This is a genomic window from Marinobacter sp. MA, from assembly GCF_048298425.1.
Lineage (GTDB): Bacteria > Pseudomonadota > Gammaproteobacteria > Pseudomonadales > Oleiphilaceae > Marinobacter > Marinobacter salsuginis.
Map to the genome: position 1 here is coordinate 2590256 of NZ_CP103058.1, position 16203 is coordinate 2606458.

Here is a 16203-nt window from a genome sequence, read left to right on the forward strand (position 1 = left end):
GTTCCACCCCCTAGTCGGATTGGGGTGGAACGAGCCCTTCTGACACGTGCATCATGCGCTGGTCATCGATAACAACCACATCGATACCCTTTAAACGCTCGATCATCTCCAGTCCCTTTTGGGGGCCGAGCACGAAGACTGCCGTGGAAAGGCCGTCGGTTGTCAACGCATCCTCGCCAATAATCGTCACGCTCTGGACCCCCTGAACGGATTTGCCGGTTTCGGGAGACAGAATGTGATGGACCCGATCTCCCGCTTCATCCATGAAAAACCGCTCGTAGTCGCCAGAGGTGGACACAGCCACGTCCTGCAGCGGCAGAACCACGGCATTGCGCCCCTCTGAGCGGGGATCCCGGATGCCCACGTACCAGGGGCGGCCCCGCTTGTCTCCGAGTAACCGCATATCGCCTCCGGCACTCAGCCGTGCATGGCGGATACCAGAGCTGACCAGGCGCTCGATCCCCAGATCAACGGCATAGCCCTTGGCAATGCCGCCCAGATCCACCAGGATCCCCTCCTGGCGAAATTCAACGGTTTGCGCACCCTGGTCAAGAATCACATCCCGGAAATTCACCCGGGGCAAGCCAGATTGTAGCTGCTCCTCCGTGGGCTTTTTGCCGGCTCTGAAGTCGTACAGGTAACCGACCGAACCAAAGGTGATGTCGAAGGCGCCATCACTGAGCACCGACACCTCCCGCGCTTTCTCAAGCACCGCGAACAAGTCGTCACTGACGGTTACGGGACCATTGGCGGCGTTGCGGTTCAGTCGGGAAACTTCCGAGTCCTCCCGGTAGCGACTCATCTGCTCATCAACCTGATGAAAAACCGCCAGCACCTCTTCCCCGACCTTCTCCGCCAGGTCCTCATCCTCTGCCCAGAATTCCAGTTCGATGGGCGTCGTCATGGCGGTGTCTGAGAACCGGTGCCATTCGGCGCCGGCCGCGCCCGCAAAGCTAATCAGCCAGAGACAGGATGCCACTGTCAGGACACGCCCTGACCACTCTCGGAATCCTGCACGCATCATTCTGGGTTTTCCATGTGTGTTATCCAATGTTCACCGCCATCGGTGGCTCCCCCTACTACTCCCCCCTCATCCCCCCGTCTACGCCAACAAAAAGTGGCGCAGGAGGATGAATGGAGCGCGAGCCAGCCGCAGTATGAATCAAGTCTATTTGGGTGGAATGCAATTACCACTTTCAACAATAACAACTTCTCACCGCCAGAAGTACAAGCGAGGCTACATGATCAAGAACCCGGACTGGTGGCGTGGCGCCGTCATTTATCAAGTTTATCCGCGAAGTTTCTACGACTCCAACGGCGATGGTATCGGCGACCTGCCGGGGGTAACCGCCAAGCTGGACTATATTGCCAGCCTGAACGTGGACGCTATCTGGCTGTCTCCGTTTTTTACCTCCCCGATGAAAGACTTTGGCTATGATGTCTCGGACTATCGCAATGTGGACCCAATTTTCGGCACGCTTGAGGATTTTGACGAGCTGATCGCCGAGGCCCACAAGCGGGACCTGAAGATCATGATCGATCAGGTACTGAGCCATTCCTCGGACCAGCACCCCTGGTTCGTTGAGAGTCGTGCCAACCGTGACAACCCAAAGGCTGATTGGTACGTATGGGCCGATCCGAAATCCGATGGTACGCCTCCGAACAACTGGTTGTCGGTCTTTGGTGGCTCGGCGTGGGCCTGGGACAGTCGCCGAAAGCAGTATTACCTGCACAACTTCCTGACCAGCCAGCCGGACCTGAACTTCCACAATCCGGAGGTTCAGAAGCAGGTTCTGTCGGACGTTAAATTCTGGCTCGACCGCGGTGTCGACGGGTTCCGCCTGGATGCCATCAACTTCTGCTTCCACGACCCCAAGCTGCGAGACAACCCTGCCAGCAAGGCTGTTGCTGAAGGCTCTATCGGCGTGCGCAAGGAAAACCCCTACGCCTACCAGTTCCACAAGTTCGACAAGACCCAACCGGAAAACATCGATTTCCTGAAGCGTCTTCGTGCGCTGCTGGACCAGTACCCGGGAACTACCACGGTCGGCGAGATCGGCGACGACAATTCCCTTCAGACCATGGCTGATTACACCAGCGGTGGCGACAAACTGCACATGGCCTATTCCTTCGATCTGCTGACAGAGCAGCACGGTGCGGATTTCTTCCACAAGACCGTGAACACCATTGAGGGCAAATTGACCGACGGCTGGCCCTGCTGGGCCATCGGCAACCACGATGTCGCCCGAGTGGCCACTCGCTGGAACGCAACCTCGGAGCAGCAGCTCAAGGCCTACATGGCCATGTTGCTGACCCTGCGCGGCAGTGTCTGTATCTATCAGGGGGAGGAACTGGGTCTGACCGAAGCAGAATTGCGATACGAAGACCTTGTCGACCCGTACGGCATTACCTTCTGGCCGGAATACAAGGGCCGGGATGGTTGCCGCACGCCCATGGTATGGCACCACGAGGAGTCCCACGCGGGATTCTCCGATGCGCGTCCATGGCTGCCGGTTTATGATGATCATTACAACGCAGCTGTCGCTGTCCAGCATGCTGAGGACAATTCCGTACTCGCCGCTTACCGGGCGTTCCTGGGCTGGAGAAAAGACCAACCCATCCTGCTCAAAGGGGATATCGAGTTCAGCAAGAGCCCGAAAAATACCCTGGTTTACACCCGCAGTCTGGGTGATGAAACCGTGATGGTGGCACTGAACCTGAGCGAGACCGCCGTCACCATTCCAATGCCCGGAGCCGGAACGCCCGAACCGGAAACCCCGGATTTCGTGGGCGGCCAGTGGCATGGCAAGGATCTGACACTCGGGCCCTGGGGCATCGACATTGCCCGGCTCTGACATTCAATGACCTAACAAGAAGACAAGAGATATGGCCAGCGTCACTTTACGCAATATCTGCAAGAGCTATGACGAAGTCCAGGTTACCCGAGACGTAAACCTGGACATCAAGGACGGAGAATTCGTGGTCTTTGTCGGGCCTTCGGGCTGCGGCAAGTCCACCCTGCTCCGCATGATCGCAGGTCTGGAGGACATTACCTCCGGCGACATGTACATCGGTAACGACAGGGTCAACAGCCTGCCTCCCAAGGAGCGGGAAGTGGGCATGGTGTTCCAGTCCTATGCCCTGTACCCCCACATGGACGTGGCAGAGAACATGGCATTTGGCCTGAAACTGGCCAAAACCAACAAGACCGAAATCAACCGTCGCGTCCAGGATGCCGCCAATCTGCTGCAACTGAACAAACTCCTTGAGCGCAAGCCCAAGGACCTCTCCGGCGGCCAGCGCCAGCGCGTGGCCATCGGCCGGACCATTGTCCGGGAACCGGAGGTATTCCTGTTTGACGAACCCCTGTCAAACCTTGACGCCTCCCTGCGGGTCCAGATGCGCATCGAAATCTCCCGCCTTCACAAACGCCTGGGCGCCACCATGGTTTACGTGACCCATGACCAGGTAGAGGCCATGACCATGGCAGACAAGATTGTCGCCCTGGACAACGGTTCCATCGCGCAGGTGGGCAAACCCATGGAGCTTTACCACTACCCGGCTACCCGTTTTGTCGCCGGCTTTATCGGCTCACCGAAGATGAACTTCATTGACTGCGCCGTTGCTTCCGCGAGCAGCCAGTCCGTCACCATCGTCATGCCGGGTGACCACCGCCTGGACCTGCCGGTAAACGGTGCCGAGCTCTCCGAGGGCGAATCCGTCACCCTTGGCATTCGCCCGGAACATCTGAGCGAAGATCAGGAAGCCGACATGTATCTGCAAGGTGAAGTGCACGTGGTTGAGCGCCTGGGCTACCAGACCCTGGTGCATCTGGACGTCAATAACGTCGATGGCGTTATCACCATGCGCACCGACGGCTCCAACCCGATTCAGGAAGGCGCCCGAATGACCCTGGGCATGAACGCCAACAAATGCCACCTGTTCCGCCAGGACGGCACCGCCTGCCCCCGTCTCTACCGAGAGCCCTGCATCGACTTCTAACCCACTCTTTGGGGCCACCCGGCCCCTTTCTGTTTCGATCTGTCGTCACCCCTAACGGGGCTACTCTCTGGCCGGTTCCGTCACGTACCGGCCCTTTTTTGTGACAAAAAAGCCCGGTCAGCAGGGGGAATTAACCTGACCGGGTCGCGAAAGCTAACGCTGGAAGACGCTGGGATCGCGTAAAGAGAAGTCGCCTACCCTTTCACACCACCGGCGGTGAGGCCGCCGACAATCCACTTCTGGCAGTACAGGAAGATCACGGTAATCGGCAGACCGGAGAGAACCGCCGCTGCCGCGAAATCGCCCCACAGGTAGTTCTGCTCGTACAGATATTGCTGGGCACCTACCGCCAGGGTCAGCTTATCGGTGTCCACCAGAAGCACCGACGCCATGGGGTACTCCATGATGGTCATGATGAACGCCAGGATGAACACCACCACCAGAATCGGCACCGAAAGTGGCAGCAGGATGTAGCGGAAGGCCTGCCAGGTGGTGGCGCCATCCACGATAGCGGCCTCCTCCAGGGAGCGGTCAATGGAGTCGAAGTAGCCCTTGATGGTCCAGATATGCAACGCCATGCCACCCAGGGAGGCCACGATGACCGCACCGTGGGTATTCAACCCGAGCCAGCTCACGTGATTGCCGATCTGATCGAACAGAGCGTACAAAGCCACCAGGGAAAGCACCGGCGGGAACATCTGGAAAATCAGCATCGATTTCAGGACAAATCCCTTGCCGGCGAAACGCATGCGCGCAAAGGCGTAAGCACTGGTTGTAGAAAGTGCGAGGATCAGCACCGCCGAAACAACAGCGATCTTGATCGAGTTCCACAACCACAGAAGCACCGGAAACGGCGGCTGCGTAGTCACACCATCTTCGCCGGTGTAGGGAATACCAAGCGCCAGATACCAGTGCTCGAGCGAGGGGTTCTCCGGCAGCAGGCTGCCGGATGCAAAGTTACCGCTGCGGAACGAGATGGATATAACCATCAACAGCGGGAACAGAATGATCGCGATGAACGCCAGCATCCCCAGGTGGGATGCCAGCACGCGGTATTTGGTGGAGCGGGGTTCAACCATGGCCATAAGAAGCTCCTTACACCTTGATCTTGGACAGTTTGAGATTGATCAGGGACAACGCGCCCACCACCAGGAAAATTGCAGTGGCAATAGCGGCGGCCAGACCAAAGTTCTGCCCGGAGTCCTGAAACGCAATGCGGTAGGTGTAGCTCACCAGAAGATCGGTGGTACCTGCCGGCGTGCTCGCGCCGATGATGTCCGGGGCGCCCCCGGTCAGCAGTGCAATCAGGACAAAGTTGTTGAAGTTGAATGCGAAGCTGGCAATCAGCAGCGGCATCAGCGGCTTGATGATCAACGGCAGGGTGATATTGAACAGATTGTTCACCGGCCCTGCTCCGTCCATGGCCGAGGCTTCATACAGGTCCCGGGGGATAGCCTGCAGAAGCCCCATGCACAGCAGCATCATATAGGGATAGCCAAGCCAGGTATTCACGATCAGAATCATGGTTCTGGCCAGCGCCGGGTCACTGAACCAGTCCGGACGAATACCGAAAACAGGCCCTCGAGAACCAGGTTGATCTCACCGAAGTTCTGATTGAACAAGCCTTTGAACACCAGAATCGAGATAAAGGCCGGCACCGCATAAGGCAGGATCAGCATGGTGCGGTAAAAGCCCTTGCCCCGAATCTGGTCCCACTGCAGGAGGTTGGCCAGCAGCAGCCCCAGCGCCAGGGTAAAGACAACCGTGGCAACTGCGAACGAAAGCGTCCAGACGAAGATCTCAAAGAATGGCCCGCGTATGGAAGGATCGGTGACCACCTTGAGATAGTTATCCCAGCCGATATTGACCGTCCAGCCAGGCGACAAGGCATTGCCATCGGCGTCCCGGTAGAAGCCGGTTTCCTGGTCCGGGAAATAAGTGACGCCGGTCTGGTTATTGGTCAGGCTCCCATTGTCATGCAGCGTAAACTGGGGATGGATCGCCGCGAATGAACGCAGGCTGGCCTGGCTCAGCTCGCGCCCGTCTTCGGTGATCAGGGTCAGTTCCGAAAGCTCACCCCTGAGCTGGATGATCTCGCGAATGGACAAAGGTTCACCTTGCGGCTTGCCCGACACCGGCAACACGGGTGCCGAGCGCTCGCCCTCATCCAGGTTTACCGGTGTTGAAGTCAGGTTCTGGTGTTCTCCCTCAAGCCAGAACACATAGCCTTCGTCGGTTTTGTATAGCTGGTAGTCGTAGCGAACCGCTTCTGACTGATAGGTCCGGCTCAGGAGGTTTTCCTGCACCTGCTCGAAACTCAGCAGATTGCTGGCACTGTAATTGGTAAAGCCGATACCAACGGTATACATCAGGGGGAAAATGACGAATAGCCCCATGCCGGCGATGGCCGGAAAAATGTAACGGTGCGCGTACAGCTTTTTGCTCACGAACACCGCAACAGCCGACGCGGTGAGCACCAGAAACAGCATAGCGAAGACAAACTCACGCTGGGCGTAGAGTGCCAGAATGAGGTAGAGCGCGGCACCGACCAACGCCGCCAGCGCGCCCCATTTTAGAAATACTCGGGTCATGGAGTGTCTGCTTTCAATACCGGGAGAGGACAGGGTTTCCGTTATCATTGTAGTCAGCCCGTTGATTACCGTCGCACGTCGGCAACGGCGAATGTTCATGCACGTCCAGGCGGCCCGGTGTCGGAGGGAGGAACCCCCTCCGACACCGGTTTACCCTTTGGTTACCGGGTAATTCGCTGTGCTGCCGCGTTCAGGGCATCTTCAACGGACTGGCGCCCTGACGTGATGTTCTGCAGGGCAGGCCCCATGGACGACCAGAAGGCACCCATAGCCGGTACGTTCGGCATGGGTTCACCCAGCTGGGCATTCTCGAAGGTCGCCTTGATATTGGGATCGGAGGAGAGTTCATCCATGAATTCCTTGTTGGCCACAGCACCCAGGGGAACGTCGTTGTTCACCATTTTCAGGCCCTTGACGGAGAGCGCGTAGTTCTCCAGGAATTCAACCGCCAGATCCTTGTTGGGACTGGCAGAGTTCAGGGTCGCGGCCATAACACCCACCATCGGTTTGCTGGGCTGGCCATCCACTGTCGGGATGGTGGTTACACCGAAGTTGATGCCGCTTTTCTCAAGGTTGCCCCAGGCCCAGGGTCCGTTGATCATCATGGCCGTCTCGCCCTTGTTGAAGCTGGACTCCATGGCGCTGTAGTCGGCTCCGCGGGGCATCACGCCCTCCTCGATCAGCCGGGTCAATGCTTTGGCACCTTTGATGGCCCCCTCGGTGTTCACGCCGGTGTCCTTCACATCCACGGAACCATCGGCGTTTTCACCAAAAATGTATCCGCCAGCTGCCGCCAGGATCGGCCAGGTAAAGTAGGTGTTGTTATAGTCCCACAGAATGGCGCGCTTACCGTCTTCCGCCAGCTTTTCGTGAACGGCAGGAATGTCCTCGAAGGCGCTGGGAGGCTCTGCCAACAGATCCTTGTTGTAGATCAGGCCTATAGACTCGACCGCCATCGGGTAGCCGTACATCTTGCCGCCCACCGTGACCGCATCCCAGGTAAAGTCATAGTTGGCGTCAATCACACTCTGGGACGGTTTAATCTCGGAAATGATGCCGCTCTGGGCCCATTCGCCGAAACGGTCGTGGGCCCAGATGAAGATATCCGGGCCATTGCCGGTTGCGGCAGATTGCTGGAACTTGTCGGTGGCGCTGTCCGGGTGGGCGACTTCAACCGGGATACCGGTTTCTTGAGTGAACCAGTCCCCCACTTCCTGCAGGCCGTCATAGCCCTTGTCACCGTTGATCCAGACCAAAAGCTTGCCCTCTTCGATCTCAGCATGGGCCGGCGCGGAGACGCCGAAGGTAGCGGCAACAATGGAGGCTGCGAGAGTGCTGCGGATAAAAGTTCGACGATTCATCAGGTGATTCCTCTGTATGTTCTTGCCTTATTCTTGTTTTCCGGCCATTCACGAGGTTGTCGGGCCGGACTGAACGCAAACTTTCTTTTGCGAGTATTGGCACTGTGTGGCAATTCCCGGTAATAGGCATCACCCCTTATTTCATTCCCCGAGGCGTAGTAGAGGGGAGTAGACGGGCGTAGAAAATTCCTTCTACCACCCCGGGGTGGACTCTGGTTTGATGGCATCCACAAGAATGAAAACCGTAACGGAGTATTTGCCATGAGCCCTCGCGCCAGACACCTGAAACTCTCAGCTTGTATCGCCTCAGCCCTGATGACGGCCGGTTGTGCCTCCGGCCCCGGAAAGCCGGCGGTTGTGGCCGGGCCACCCTCAGCCAATGATACCAATGTCTTTTGCGAAGCCGCGTCAGCCGAAATGACGATTCCAGTCGGTTCCGCATTTCCGGATGGCACTCTCGTCCGGGATTTCTACACTGGCAACACTGCCCGGGTTATCGACGGTGAGGTAACCATGGCGCCCGGTGCCAACGCTGAGGGTCTGGTATTACTGGAATCGGCAGACGCAGAGACGGGCCAGTTCAGCTGGGCGGGTGCAACTGTCTATTTCGCCGTTACAGACCGATTCGCCAACGGCACGACTTCCAATGATCTCAACTACGGCCGTCAACCGGACGGCAAGGACGAAATCGGCACCTTCCATGGCGGAGATTTTGTCGGCCTGACCCGAAAACTGGATTACCTGTCGGAGCTGGGTGTCAGCGCGCTATGGATTACCCCTCCGTTCGAACAGATGCACGGCTGGGTCGGCGGTGGCGACCGGGGCGATTTCCAGCACTACGGCTACCATGGCTATTACGCCCTGGACTTCACCGTCCCGGATGCGAACTTCGGTACCCGGGAGGAATTCCGTACCCTGGTTCAGGAAGCCCATAAGCGAGGCATCCGGGTGGTCATGGATGTGGTCATGAACCATCCGGGCTACAGTACCCTGCAGGATATGCAAACCTTCCGGTTCGGTTCGCTGTTCGAGGGATTCGAAAAGCATCTGCCCGAGCGCTGGGGCAACTGGCAGCCGGAATCCTGGGAAAACTTCCACGCCTACCATGCCCTCATTGATTACGACCATCCGGATTGGCGCAACTGGTGGGGCAAAGACTGGGTCCGGGCTGGAATCGCCGACTATGACACGCCACCGAATGCCTCCGTGGATGCCCAGCGTGGCTCTCTCGCGTTTCTGCCGGATTTCAAGACCGAGGCCGACCAGCCTGTGGATCTTCCGGTTTTTCTGAGGAACAAAGCCAGCTCCAGAAGCCAGCAACTGGACAATGCCTCGGTAAGGGATTACCTGATCACCTGGTTAACCGACTGGGTCCGGGAATTCGGCGTGGACGGCTTCCGGGTGGATACCGCCAAGCATGTAGAGCCGGAGGCCTGGCTGGCGCTCAAACAGGAGGCCCAGGCCGCCCTGGATGATTACCGCAGCCGCAATCCCGACGCCGACCTGCCGGCCGAGGAGTTCTGGATGGTTGCCGAGGTATTCCCCCATTCGGTTCGCAGGACCGCCTATTTTGATGCCGGCTTCGATGCGGTGATCAACTTCGACCTGCAGGAAGAAGCCCGGGCCGGCGCGCAATGCCTGCCCGCCATGGAACCCATCTACAGTGATTACGCCAGCAAACTGCACGGCGATGAAAACTTCAATGTGATGAGCTACATCTCATCCCATGACACCAAACTCTTCAGCCAGATTGCCGGCAATGATCCCGCGCTACAGAGGCGCGCTGCGGCGGCTCTCATGCTTACGCCTGGCGCAGTTCAAGTGTTCTACGGTGATGAGTCCGGCCGTCCATTTGGTGCAACCGGATCGGATCCGCATCAGGGCACCCGCTCAGACATGAACTGGACTGCCATTGAGAATGGCGAGGTGTCCGATATCCTTGAGCACTGGCAGAAGCTGGGGCAGTTCCGCGAGCGTCATCCCGCGATCGGCGCAGGCGAGCACCGTTTGATCAGCCAGCAACCCTATGTATTCTCAAGAACCAACGGCGATGACCGGGTGGTGATTGCGTTCGGGAAAAAGTGACCTGACCATGAGTTATTCGAGATTTCTGGAAGACACCCCTCTTGTTCCCGGCATGATGCGTCTGCTCGACCATGCCGATCTGTGCCAGCCGGCACGGCTGGCAGACTGGATCCAGGGGAGGCTGGATGAAGGACTGACTGTCTTCGATCATGCCGACATCTACGGCGATGGCGAGTGTGAGCGTATTTTCGGCGAGGCACTGATGGCCTCGCCGGAACTGCGTCAGAAAGTACAGGTTATTTCCAAAGCCGGCATTGTGCCTGCCCATCAGGACACCAGCCAGTGGACCACTAAACACTATCGGGCCGAAGCAGACTATTTTTCCGGGGCTATCGACAGGTCTCTCAGCCGGCTGCGGGTTGAGCAAATCCACACGTTCCTGATTCACCGGCCGGATCCGCTGCTGGACGGGGAAACCCTGGCGAGAACCCTGGAGCAGGCCGTCAGCGCCGGCAAGATTCGGCACATTGGGGTATCCAATTTCCTGCCGGAGCAGTGGCGCTGGCTTCAGAAAAATACCCGCCTGCCCCTGGTGTGTAATCAGAGCGAGCTGTCACTCAACCATGCATCACCGTTGTTCGATGGCACCTATGAGGCCCACCTTAGCGATGGCCTGCGCTGGCTTGCCTGGTCACCACTGGCTGGTGGTGCCCTGCCCGGCTCGGTTCCAGAAAGCCTGCTGCAAACCGCCAAAGAAGAAACCGGACTGTGCGCGACGGGGCTGGCCATCGCGTGGTTGCGGCAGCTTCCGGGTGCCCCGATTCCGGTTCTTGGCTCCATGCGTGAGGCGAGAATTGAGGCAGCGCTCAAGGGCGCCCGCACAACTCTCCCCAGACCGCTCTGGTTCGCCCTGCTGGAGGCAATGCGTCAAACCGCGGTGCCCTGAGGGGCATCGTAAAGTTGATAGAAGTCACTGACCTACAATTTGTTACCGAAAATTCCACTTTAGTCCCATTGTTGACTCCATAATCAGCGCTGACACTAGCTCTGCTTAACAAATAATCAAAAAAAGATTCGCAGCCCTCTCCCTCCATTGGCGCTGCAACTCCGGAGGCCAACCTGAATGAAGATCAGAAAAGTACTCTTTTCTGCTTGCCTGCTGTTGCTGGTGAGCTCCACTGTCTATGCCGAAACCCTGAAAATCGGCCTGAACTATCCGCAAACCGGTCGCTACAAGGATCAGGGCCTGCAACAGCGCCTGGGCGCCTTCCTGGCCGTTGACGAAATCAACAAGGCCGGCGGTGTCATGGGTCGCCAGCTGGAGCTGGTGATCAGAAATACCCGTGGCGAACCTGCGCAGGGCGCAAAAAACACCGCAGAGCTTATCGACCGTGAAGGCGTCCAGATGGTGTTCGGCGGCGTGTCCAGCGCCGTTGCCATTGCCTCTGGCAAAGCCGCCCGGGATCGCGACCGGATTTACTTCGGTACCCTCACCTACTCGAACGCCACCACCGGGGCCGAGGGTCACTCACACATGTTCCGGGAGCCCTACAACGCCTGGATGACGGCCAAGGCGCTTAGCCAATACCTCATCACCAATCACGCCAACGACGACTACTTCTACATCACCGCTGACTACACCTGGGGCTGGTCCGTGGAAGAGTCGGTACGCAAATTTTCGGGAACCGAGGACACCCAGCGCCACCAGGGCGTGAAAACGCCTTTCCCCCGAGCACTGATTACCGACTTCCGTGAAGCGCTGGAGCAGGCGGAAGCGAGCGATGCCAAGGTTCTGATGATGGTTCTTTTCGGTGACGACATGGTGCGAGCCCTGAATGTCGCCTATGAAATGGGCCTCACCAAAAAGATGCAGATCGTTGTACCCAATCTCACCCTCGGAATGGCGCGCCAGGTGGGCCCCACCATTATGGAAGGCGTTATCGGCGGCTCGCCCTGGGTATGGAACGCACCCTACGAGCTGAACTACCCGCGAGGCAAGGAATTTGTAGAGGCCTTCTCAGCGCGATATGAAATGCGGCCATCCACCGCTGCGGCCTCTGCCTACAGCATCGTTTACCAATACAAGGATGCTGTGGAGCGTACCGGAACCACCAATACCGCCCGCCTCATACGGGCCCTCGAGGGACACAGATACACGTTCCTGAAGGACGAGCAGTACTGGCGGGACTTCGATCACCAGAATATCCAGACTGTGTACGTGGTGAAAGTGAAACCACGCAACACCATCATCGCTGACGAATACAGTTCCGATTATTTCAGCATCATCGATTCGATGCCCGGCGATCAGGCAGCCCAGACCCGGGAAGAATGGGAAGAGCGGCGCCGGGAGGCTGGTAAGCCCCTCCGGCTCTGAGAGTCCGCGAAGTAAGATCCGGCGATCAGAACAGGTAATCGGTCGTAAGGATCTTCGATTGTCGCCCACGCACGATGCTGGTCACCAGGTCCCTGTTGCTGTCACTGGACTTGGTGGCCACCGTTGTGCGTATCGAGAATACCCTCAGGGCATCCGATACCGACAGCGTGCCCTCCGCAGAATCCTTTCTGCCATTGAATGGCAGGGTGTCCGGCCCCCTCTGGCACTGGGCATTGAGATTGATCCGGCCTACCTGATTGGCAAGCAGATCGATCAACCGTCCCACCATATCGGAATCCGTACCGAAGATACTGAGCTGCTGGCCGTAGCTGGAATCCCGGACATGGTCGATCACTTCCTGTTCATCCGAGAAAGCAACAACAGGAATGACCGGCCCGAACTGCTCCTCATGATAGATGCGCATGTCAGAGGTTACCGGGTATAGCACGGCAGGGTGAAAATACGTGCCGTTCACTTCGCCGCCACCGGGATTGACCACCGATGCGCCTTTGGCGATGGCATCATCCACCAGCTCCCTGAGAAACCCGATCTTGCCCGGCTCGGGCAATGGCGTCAGCGATACGCCCTGCTCCCAGGGCATTCCCGCAGCCAGTTCATTGACACCTTCCGACAGATGGCTGACAAACCGATCTGCAAGGGAATCATGGACAAAAAGCAGTTTCAGGGCGGTACAGCGCTGACCGTTGAAAGACAGCGCGCCGGTGACGCACTCGCTGACGGCGAGCTCGAGATCCGCATCCGGCAACACAATGGCCGGATTGTTGGCGTCAAGGCCCAGCACAGCCTTCAACCGGTGCGGTTTTGGATGCATCTGTTTCAGTGCGGACGCACCCCGGTGAGTGCCAATAAAGGCGAACATGTCCACCTTACCGCTTTTCATCAACGGCCCGACGGTGTCCCTGCCCCTCCCGAAGATGATGTTGATGACTCCAGGCGGAAACGACTTCCGGAATGCGTCGATCAGAGGACCAATCAGGAGCACACCGTATTTGGCGGGTTTGAACACCACGGTGTTGCCCATGATCAACGCCGGAATCAGCGTTGTGAAGGTCTCGTTAAGCGGGTAATTGAACGGCCCCATGCACAGGGCAACGCCCACCGGTAAGCGACGGGTCTGCGCCACAACGCCACCTACGATCTCGAATCTCGATGAACGTCGGTCGAGCACCTTCAGCTCATGGATCGTATCGTTGATGTAGTCACAGGTTCGGTCAAATTCCTTGCAGGCATCTTTACGGGTTTTCCCGATTTCCCACATCAAGAGCTCTACCACGGCCTCCCGATGATTTCGCATCTCCGCGAGGAACTGTTCGACGTGTTCGATTCTGTTGGCTACTGACATGCTGGGCCACTCTCCGTTGCCCTGACCATAGGCCTGCACTGCCGCATCCAGAGCTTCCAGGGCAGCGGTCTCATCCATCAGCGGCGTCCGGCCGATCACCAGAGGCTGAGGTTCGCTCTCGCCATGCCCGATAATGCAGATAGGGCTGCGAACGTCTGCGTAGGGACCGTCCCAACAGCGGAGTTCGCCCCCGACCAGTGTCTCGGCCAATTCCACACCGCCCCCGCGAAATTTTTCAGGTACGTCGCTGTCTTTTGGGAAAAACGTCGTTTGCATCCAGCGTTTTGACTGCATGTGCATGTCCATCTCCATCAATTGGTTTCGCATTCGCCGGCCAGAACGCCGGAAGCCTCGGCCAGGGCACCGGCAATCATTCCGAATTCGTCGGCGTGCAGCGAGGCACCGCCAATCAGGCCGCCATCAACGTCGGCAAGACTGAAAAGCTCGAAGGCGTTAGCCGCCTTGACGCTGCCGCCGTAGATCACGCGAAGATCCTGGCTGATGTCTTCGGATGCCTCAGGTGCGCTCTTCCCAATGAATTGACGGATCTGCTGATGCACCCGGGAAACCTGCTCTGGCGTGGCCGTTTTGCCTGTGCCAATAGCCCACACCGGCTCATAGGCAATAACTCCATTCGCCATGGCGGCAAGGCCAACTTCGTCAATCACCGCCTGAAGCTGCTGTTCAATGATCAGATTGGTGCGTCCAGACTCCCTGTCGTCCAGTGTTTCGCCAACGCACAATACCGGCGTGAGCCCGGCTCCAAGAACCGACCGGTAACGGGCAGCCACCTCCTGATTGCTTTCGCCAAACAGTAACCGGCGCTCAGAGTGCCCCACCAGCACATAGCGACACCCCATCTCCTGCAGCATGGTGGCACTGACTTCGCCGGTGTAGGCGCCGGAGACAAATCCAGACGCATTCTGGGCACCCAGCATAATGCCGGTGTAACCCAGCAGATCCCGCACCTGAAACAGATACGGGTGCGGCGGACACACGGCCAGATCAATGGACTTTCGGAACATCCTCAGCCGGGGCAACACACGAACCATCAGGGCCTGGTTTGCCTGAAGGCTGCCGTTCATCTTCCAGTTTCCAATCAGAATGGGTTTTCTCATGATGTTTCTCCCGAAAAGCAGTCTCAGGTGTCCAGGGCACAACGGATTGCGCCGACACCGGGGTAAAACGCGTGGGCGCCAAGATCCTGCTCAATGCGCAGCAGGCGGTTGTACTTGGCGACCCGGTCGGATCGGCAGAGAGAGCCAGTTTTGATCTGGCCCGACCGTGTGGCCACCGCCAGATCGGATATGAAGGTATCTTCGGTCTCGCCGCTGCGGTGGGAAATCACTGTGGTATAGCCGGCATCCTGGGCCATTCCGATAGCATCCAGAGTTTCTGTAAGAGTCCCGATCTGGTTGAACTTGATCAGTACCGAGTTGGCAATGCCCCTACGGATGCCCTCTGTGATGATTGCGCTGTTGGTCACGAAAAGGTCGTCACCCACCAGTTGCACACGTTCGCCCAATTTCTCGGTCAGCAGTTTCCAGCCGTCCCAGTCGTTTTCGTCCATGCCGTCTTCAATTGAAGCGATGGGATACTTCATGGCCAGGTTGAGCAGGTAATCCGAGAACTCCTCAGAGGTATACTCTTTACCGGCACCCTTGAGGTTGTAACGGCCGTCTTCATAGAATTCAGAAGCGGCACAATCAAGGGCAAGGACCACATCGGATCCAGGCCGGTAACCTGCCTTTTCAACGGCGGACAGAATGAGGTCCAGTGCCTCCTCGCTGGAACGCAGGTTCGGTGCGAAGCCACCTTCATCGCCCACCGCCGTGGACAGCCTGTTTTTCCGTAGAAGCGACCGGAGGGCATGGAAGGTTTCCACCCCCATCCTCAGCGCCTCGCTGTAGCTGGGCGCCCCGACCGGTTGGATCATGAACTCCTGGATATCAACGTTGTTGTCAGCGTGAGCGCCACCATTGATGATGTTCATCATGGGCACTGGCAAGATACTGGGGCCGTTACAGCCATAGAGCTCGGCAAGATACCGGTACAGGGGCTGTTGCCGGTAATTGGCGCCGGCGTTGGCTGTGGCCAGGGACACGGCCAGAATCGCATTGGCACCCAATTCCGCCTTGTTGGGCGTGCCATCCATCTCGCACATGAGGCGATCCATCACGAGCTGATCAAATACCACACGCCCCTCGAGCGCCGGAGCAATCCGTTCGTTAACACACCGAACCGCCTGCAGGACGCCCTTGCCGTTATAGCGGCTGTCATCGCCATCCCGCTTTTCCAGCGCCTCCCGGGTTCCTGTGGACGCGCCGGATGGCACCCGGCCCTGCCCGACCACGCCATTCCGGAGTTCGACGTCCACTTCCACTGTGGGAAATCCGCGGGAATCCAGAATTTCCCGGGCCGTGACTGATTTAATCTGTTCCATAGCGTTGTTCCTGTTCAATCATTTTTGTTTGCGAACTATATTTT

At 57.9% G+C, this 16203-nt stretch carries 11 protein-coding genes and 1 pseudogene; 5 read left to right on the forward strand and 7 right to left on the reverse strand.

Annotation, left to right across the window (positions count from 1 at the left end):
* Positions 1 to 10: 10 nt before the first annotated feature.
* Entirely contained in the window at positions 11 to 1024 is a 1014-nt protein-coding gene (locus NUW46_RS12035; RefSeq protein WP_305967176.1) for an FAD:protein FMN transferase, read from the reverse strand.
* A 217-nt stretch (positions 1025 to 1241) separates the two neighbouring features.
* On the opposite strand from NUW46_RS12035, the gene NUW46_RS12040 reads away from it, so the two are divergent.
* Positions 1242 to 2855: an alpha-glucosidase family protein gene (locus tag NUW46_RS12040; protein WP_209396982.1), complete on the forward strand. Its 1614-nt coding sequence runs from the start codon at positions 1242 to 1244 to the stop codon at positions 2853 to 2855.
* 31 nt (positions 2856 to 2886) lie between these two features.
* Positions 2887 to 4002, forward strand: a complete 1116-nt coding sequence (gene malK / locus NUW46_RS12045; RefSeq protein ID WP_418140199.1) for a maltose/maltodextrin ABC transporter ATP-binding protein MalK — start codon at positions 2887 to 2889, stop codon at positions 4000 to 4002.
* Between the two features lie 194 nt (positions 4003 to 4196).
* Here malK and malG read toward each other — a convergent pair whose 3' ends face one another.
* The 3 genes and pseudogenes from malG to malE form a co-directional block, all read right to left on the reverse strand.
* Positions 4197 to 5087 carry a maltose ABC transporter permease MalG gene (gene malG / locus NUW46_RS12050; protein WP_069183322.1) on the reverse strand — a complete coding sequence of 297 codons (891 nt, stop codon included), beginning with the start codon at positions 5085 to 5087 and terminating at the stop codon, positions 4197 to 4199.
* A gap of 10 nt (positions 5088 to 5097) precedes the next feature.
* Positions 5098 to 6593: pseudogene (gene malF, locus NUW46_RS12055) on the reverse strand (maltose ABC transporter permease MalF).
* A gap of 161 nt (positions 6594 to 6754) precedes the next feature.
* Positions 6755 to 7954: a maltose/maltodextrin ABC transporter substrate-binding protein MalE gene (gene malE, locus NUW46_RS12060; protein ID WP_418140200.1), complete on the reverse strand. Its 1200-nt coding sequence runs from the start codon at positions 7952 to 7954 to the stop codon at positions 6755 to 6757.
* 261 nt (positions 7955 to 8215) lie between these two features.
* Here malE and NUW46_RS12065 point away from each other — a divergent pair, with 261 nt between their 5' ends.
* From NUW46_RS12065 to NUW46_RS12075, 3 genes are all read left to right on the forward strand, one after another.
* A complete protein-coding gene (locus tag NUW46_RS12065) occupies positions 8216 to 10039 on the forward strand; it encodes an alpha-amylase (protein ID WP_418140201.1) in 1824 nt (607 codons plus the stop codon).
* A gap of 7 nt (positions 10040 to 10046) precedes the next feature.
* On the forward strand, positions 10047 to 10925 hold the full coding sequence (locus NUW46_RS12070; RefSeq protein ID WP_418140202.1) for an aldo/keto reductase: 879 nt from the start codon (positions 10047 to 10049) through the stop codon (positions 10923 to 10925).
* A gap of 177 nt (positions 10926 to 11102) precedes the next feature.
* Complete coding sequence (locus NUW46_RS12075) at positions 11103 to 12353, forward strand: substrate-binding protein (RefSeq protein ID WP_418140203.1); 1251 nt, start codon at positions 11103 to 11105, stop codon at positions 12351 to 12353.
* 25 nt (positions 12354 to 12378) lie between these two features.
* Here NUW46_RS12075 and NUW46_RS12080 read toward each other — a convergent pair whose 3' ends face one another.
* From NUW46_RS12080 to eno, 3 genes are read right to left on the reverse strand one after another with little or no spacing between them, the layout of a single operon-like run.
* Complete coding sequence (locus NUW46_RS12080) at positions 12379 to 14010, reverse strand: NADP-dependent glyceraldehyde-3-phosphate dehydrogenase (RefSeq protein WP_418142034.1); 1632 nt, start codon at positions 14008 to 14010, stop codon at positions 12379 to 12381.
* A gap of 17 nt (positions 14011 to 14027) precedes the next feature.
* Positions 14028 to 14834, reverse strand: coding sequence for a triose-phosphate isomerase (gene tpiA / locus NUW46_RS12085; protein WP_222464736.1), 807 nt, complete (start codon positions 14832 to 14834; stop codon positions 14028 to 14030).
* A 23-nt stretch (positions 14835 to 14857) separates the two neighbouring features.
* On the reverse strand, positions 14858 to 16159 hold the full coding sequence (gene eno, locus NUW46_RS12090) for a phosphopyruvate hydratase (RefSeq protein ID WP_222464737.1): 1302 nt from the start codon (positions 16157 to 16159) through the stop codon (positions 14858 to 14860).
* Positions 16160 to 16203: the final 44 nt, after the last annotated feature.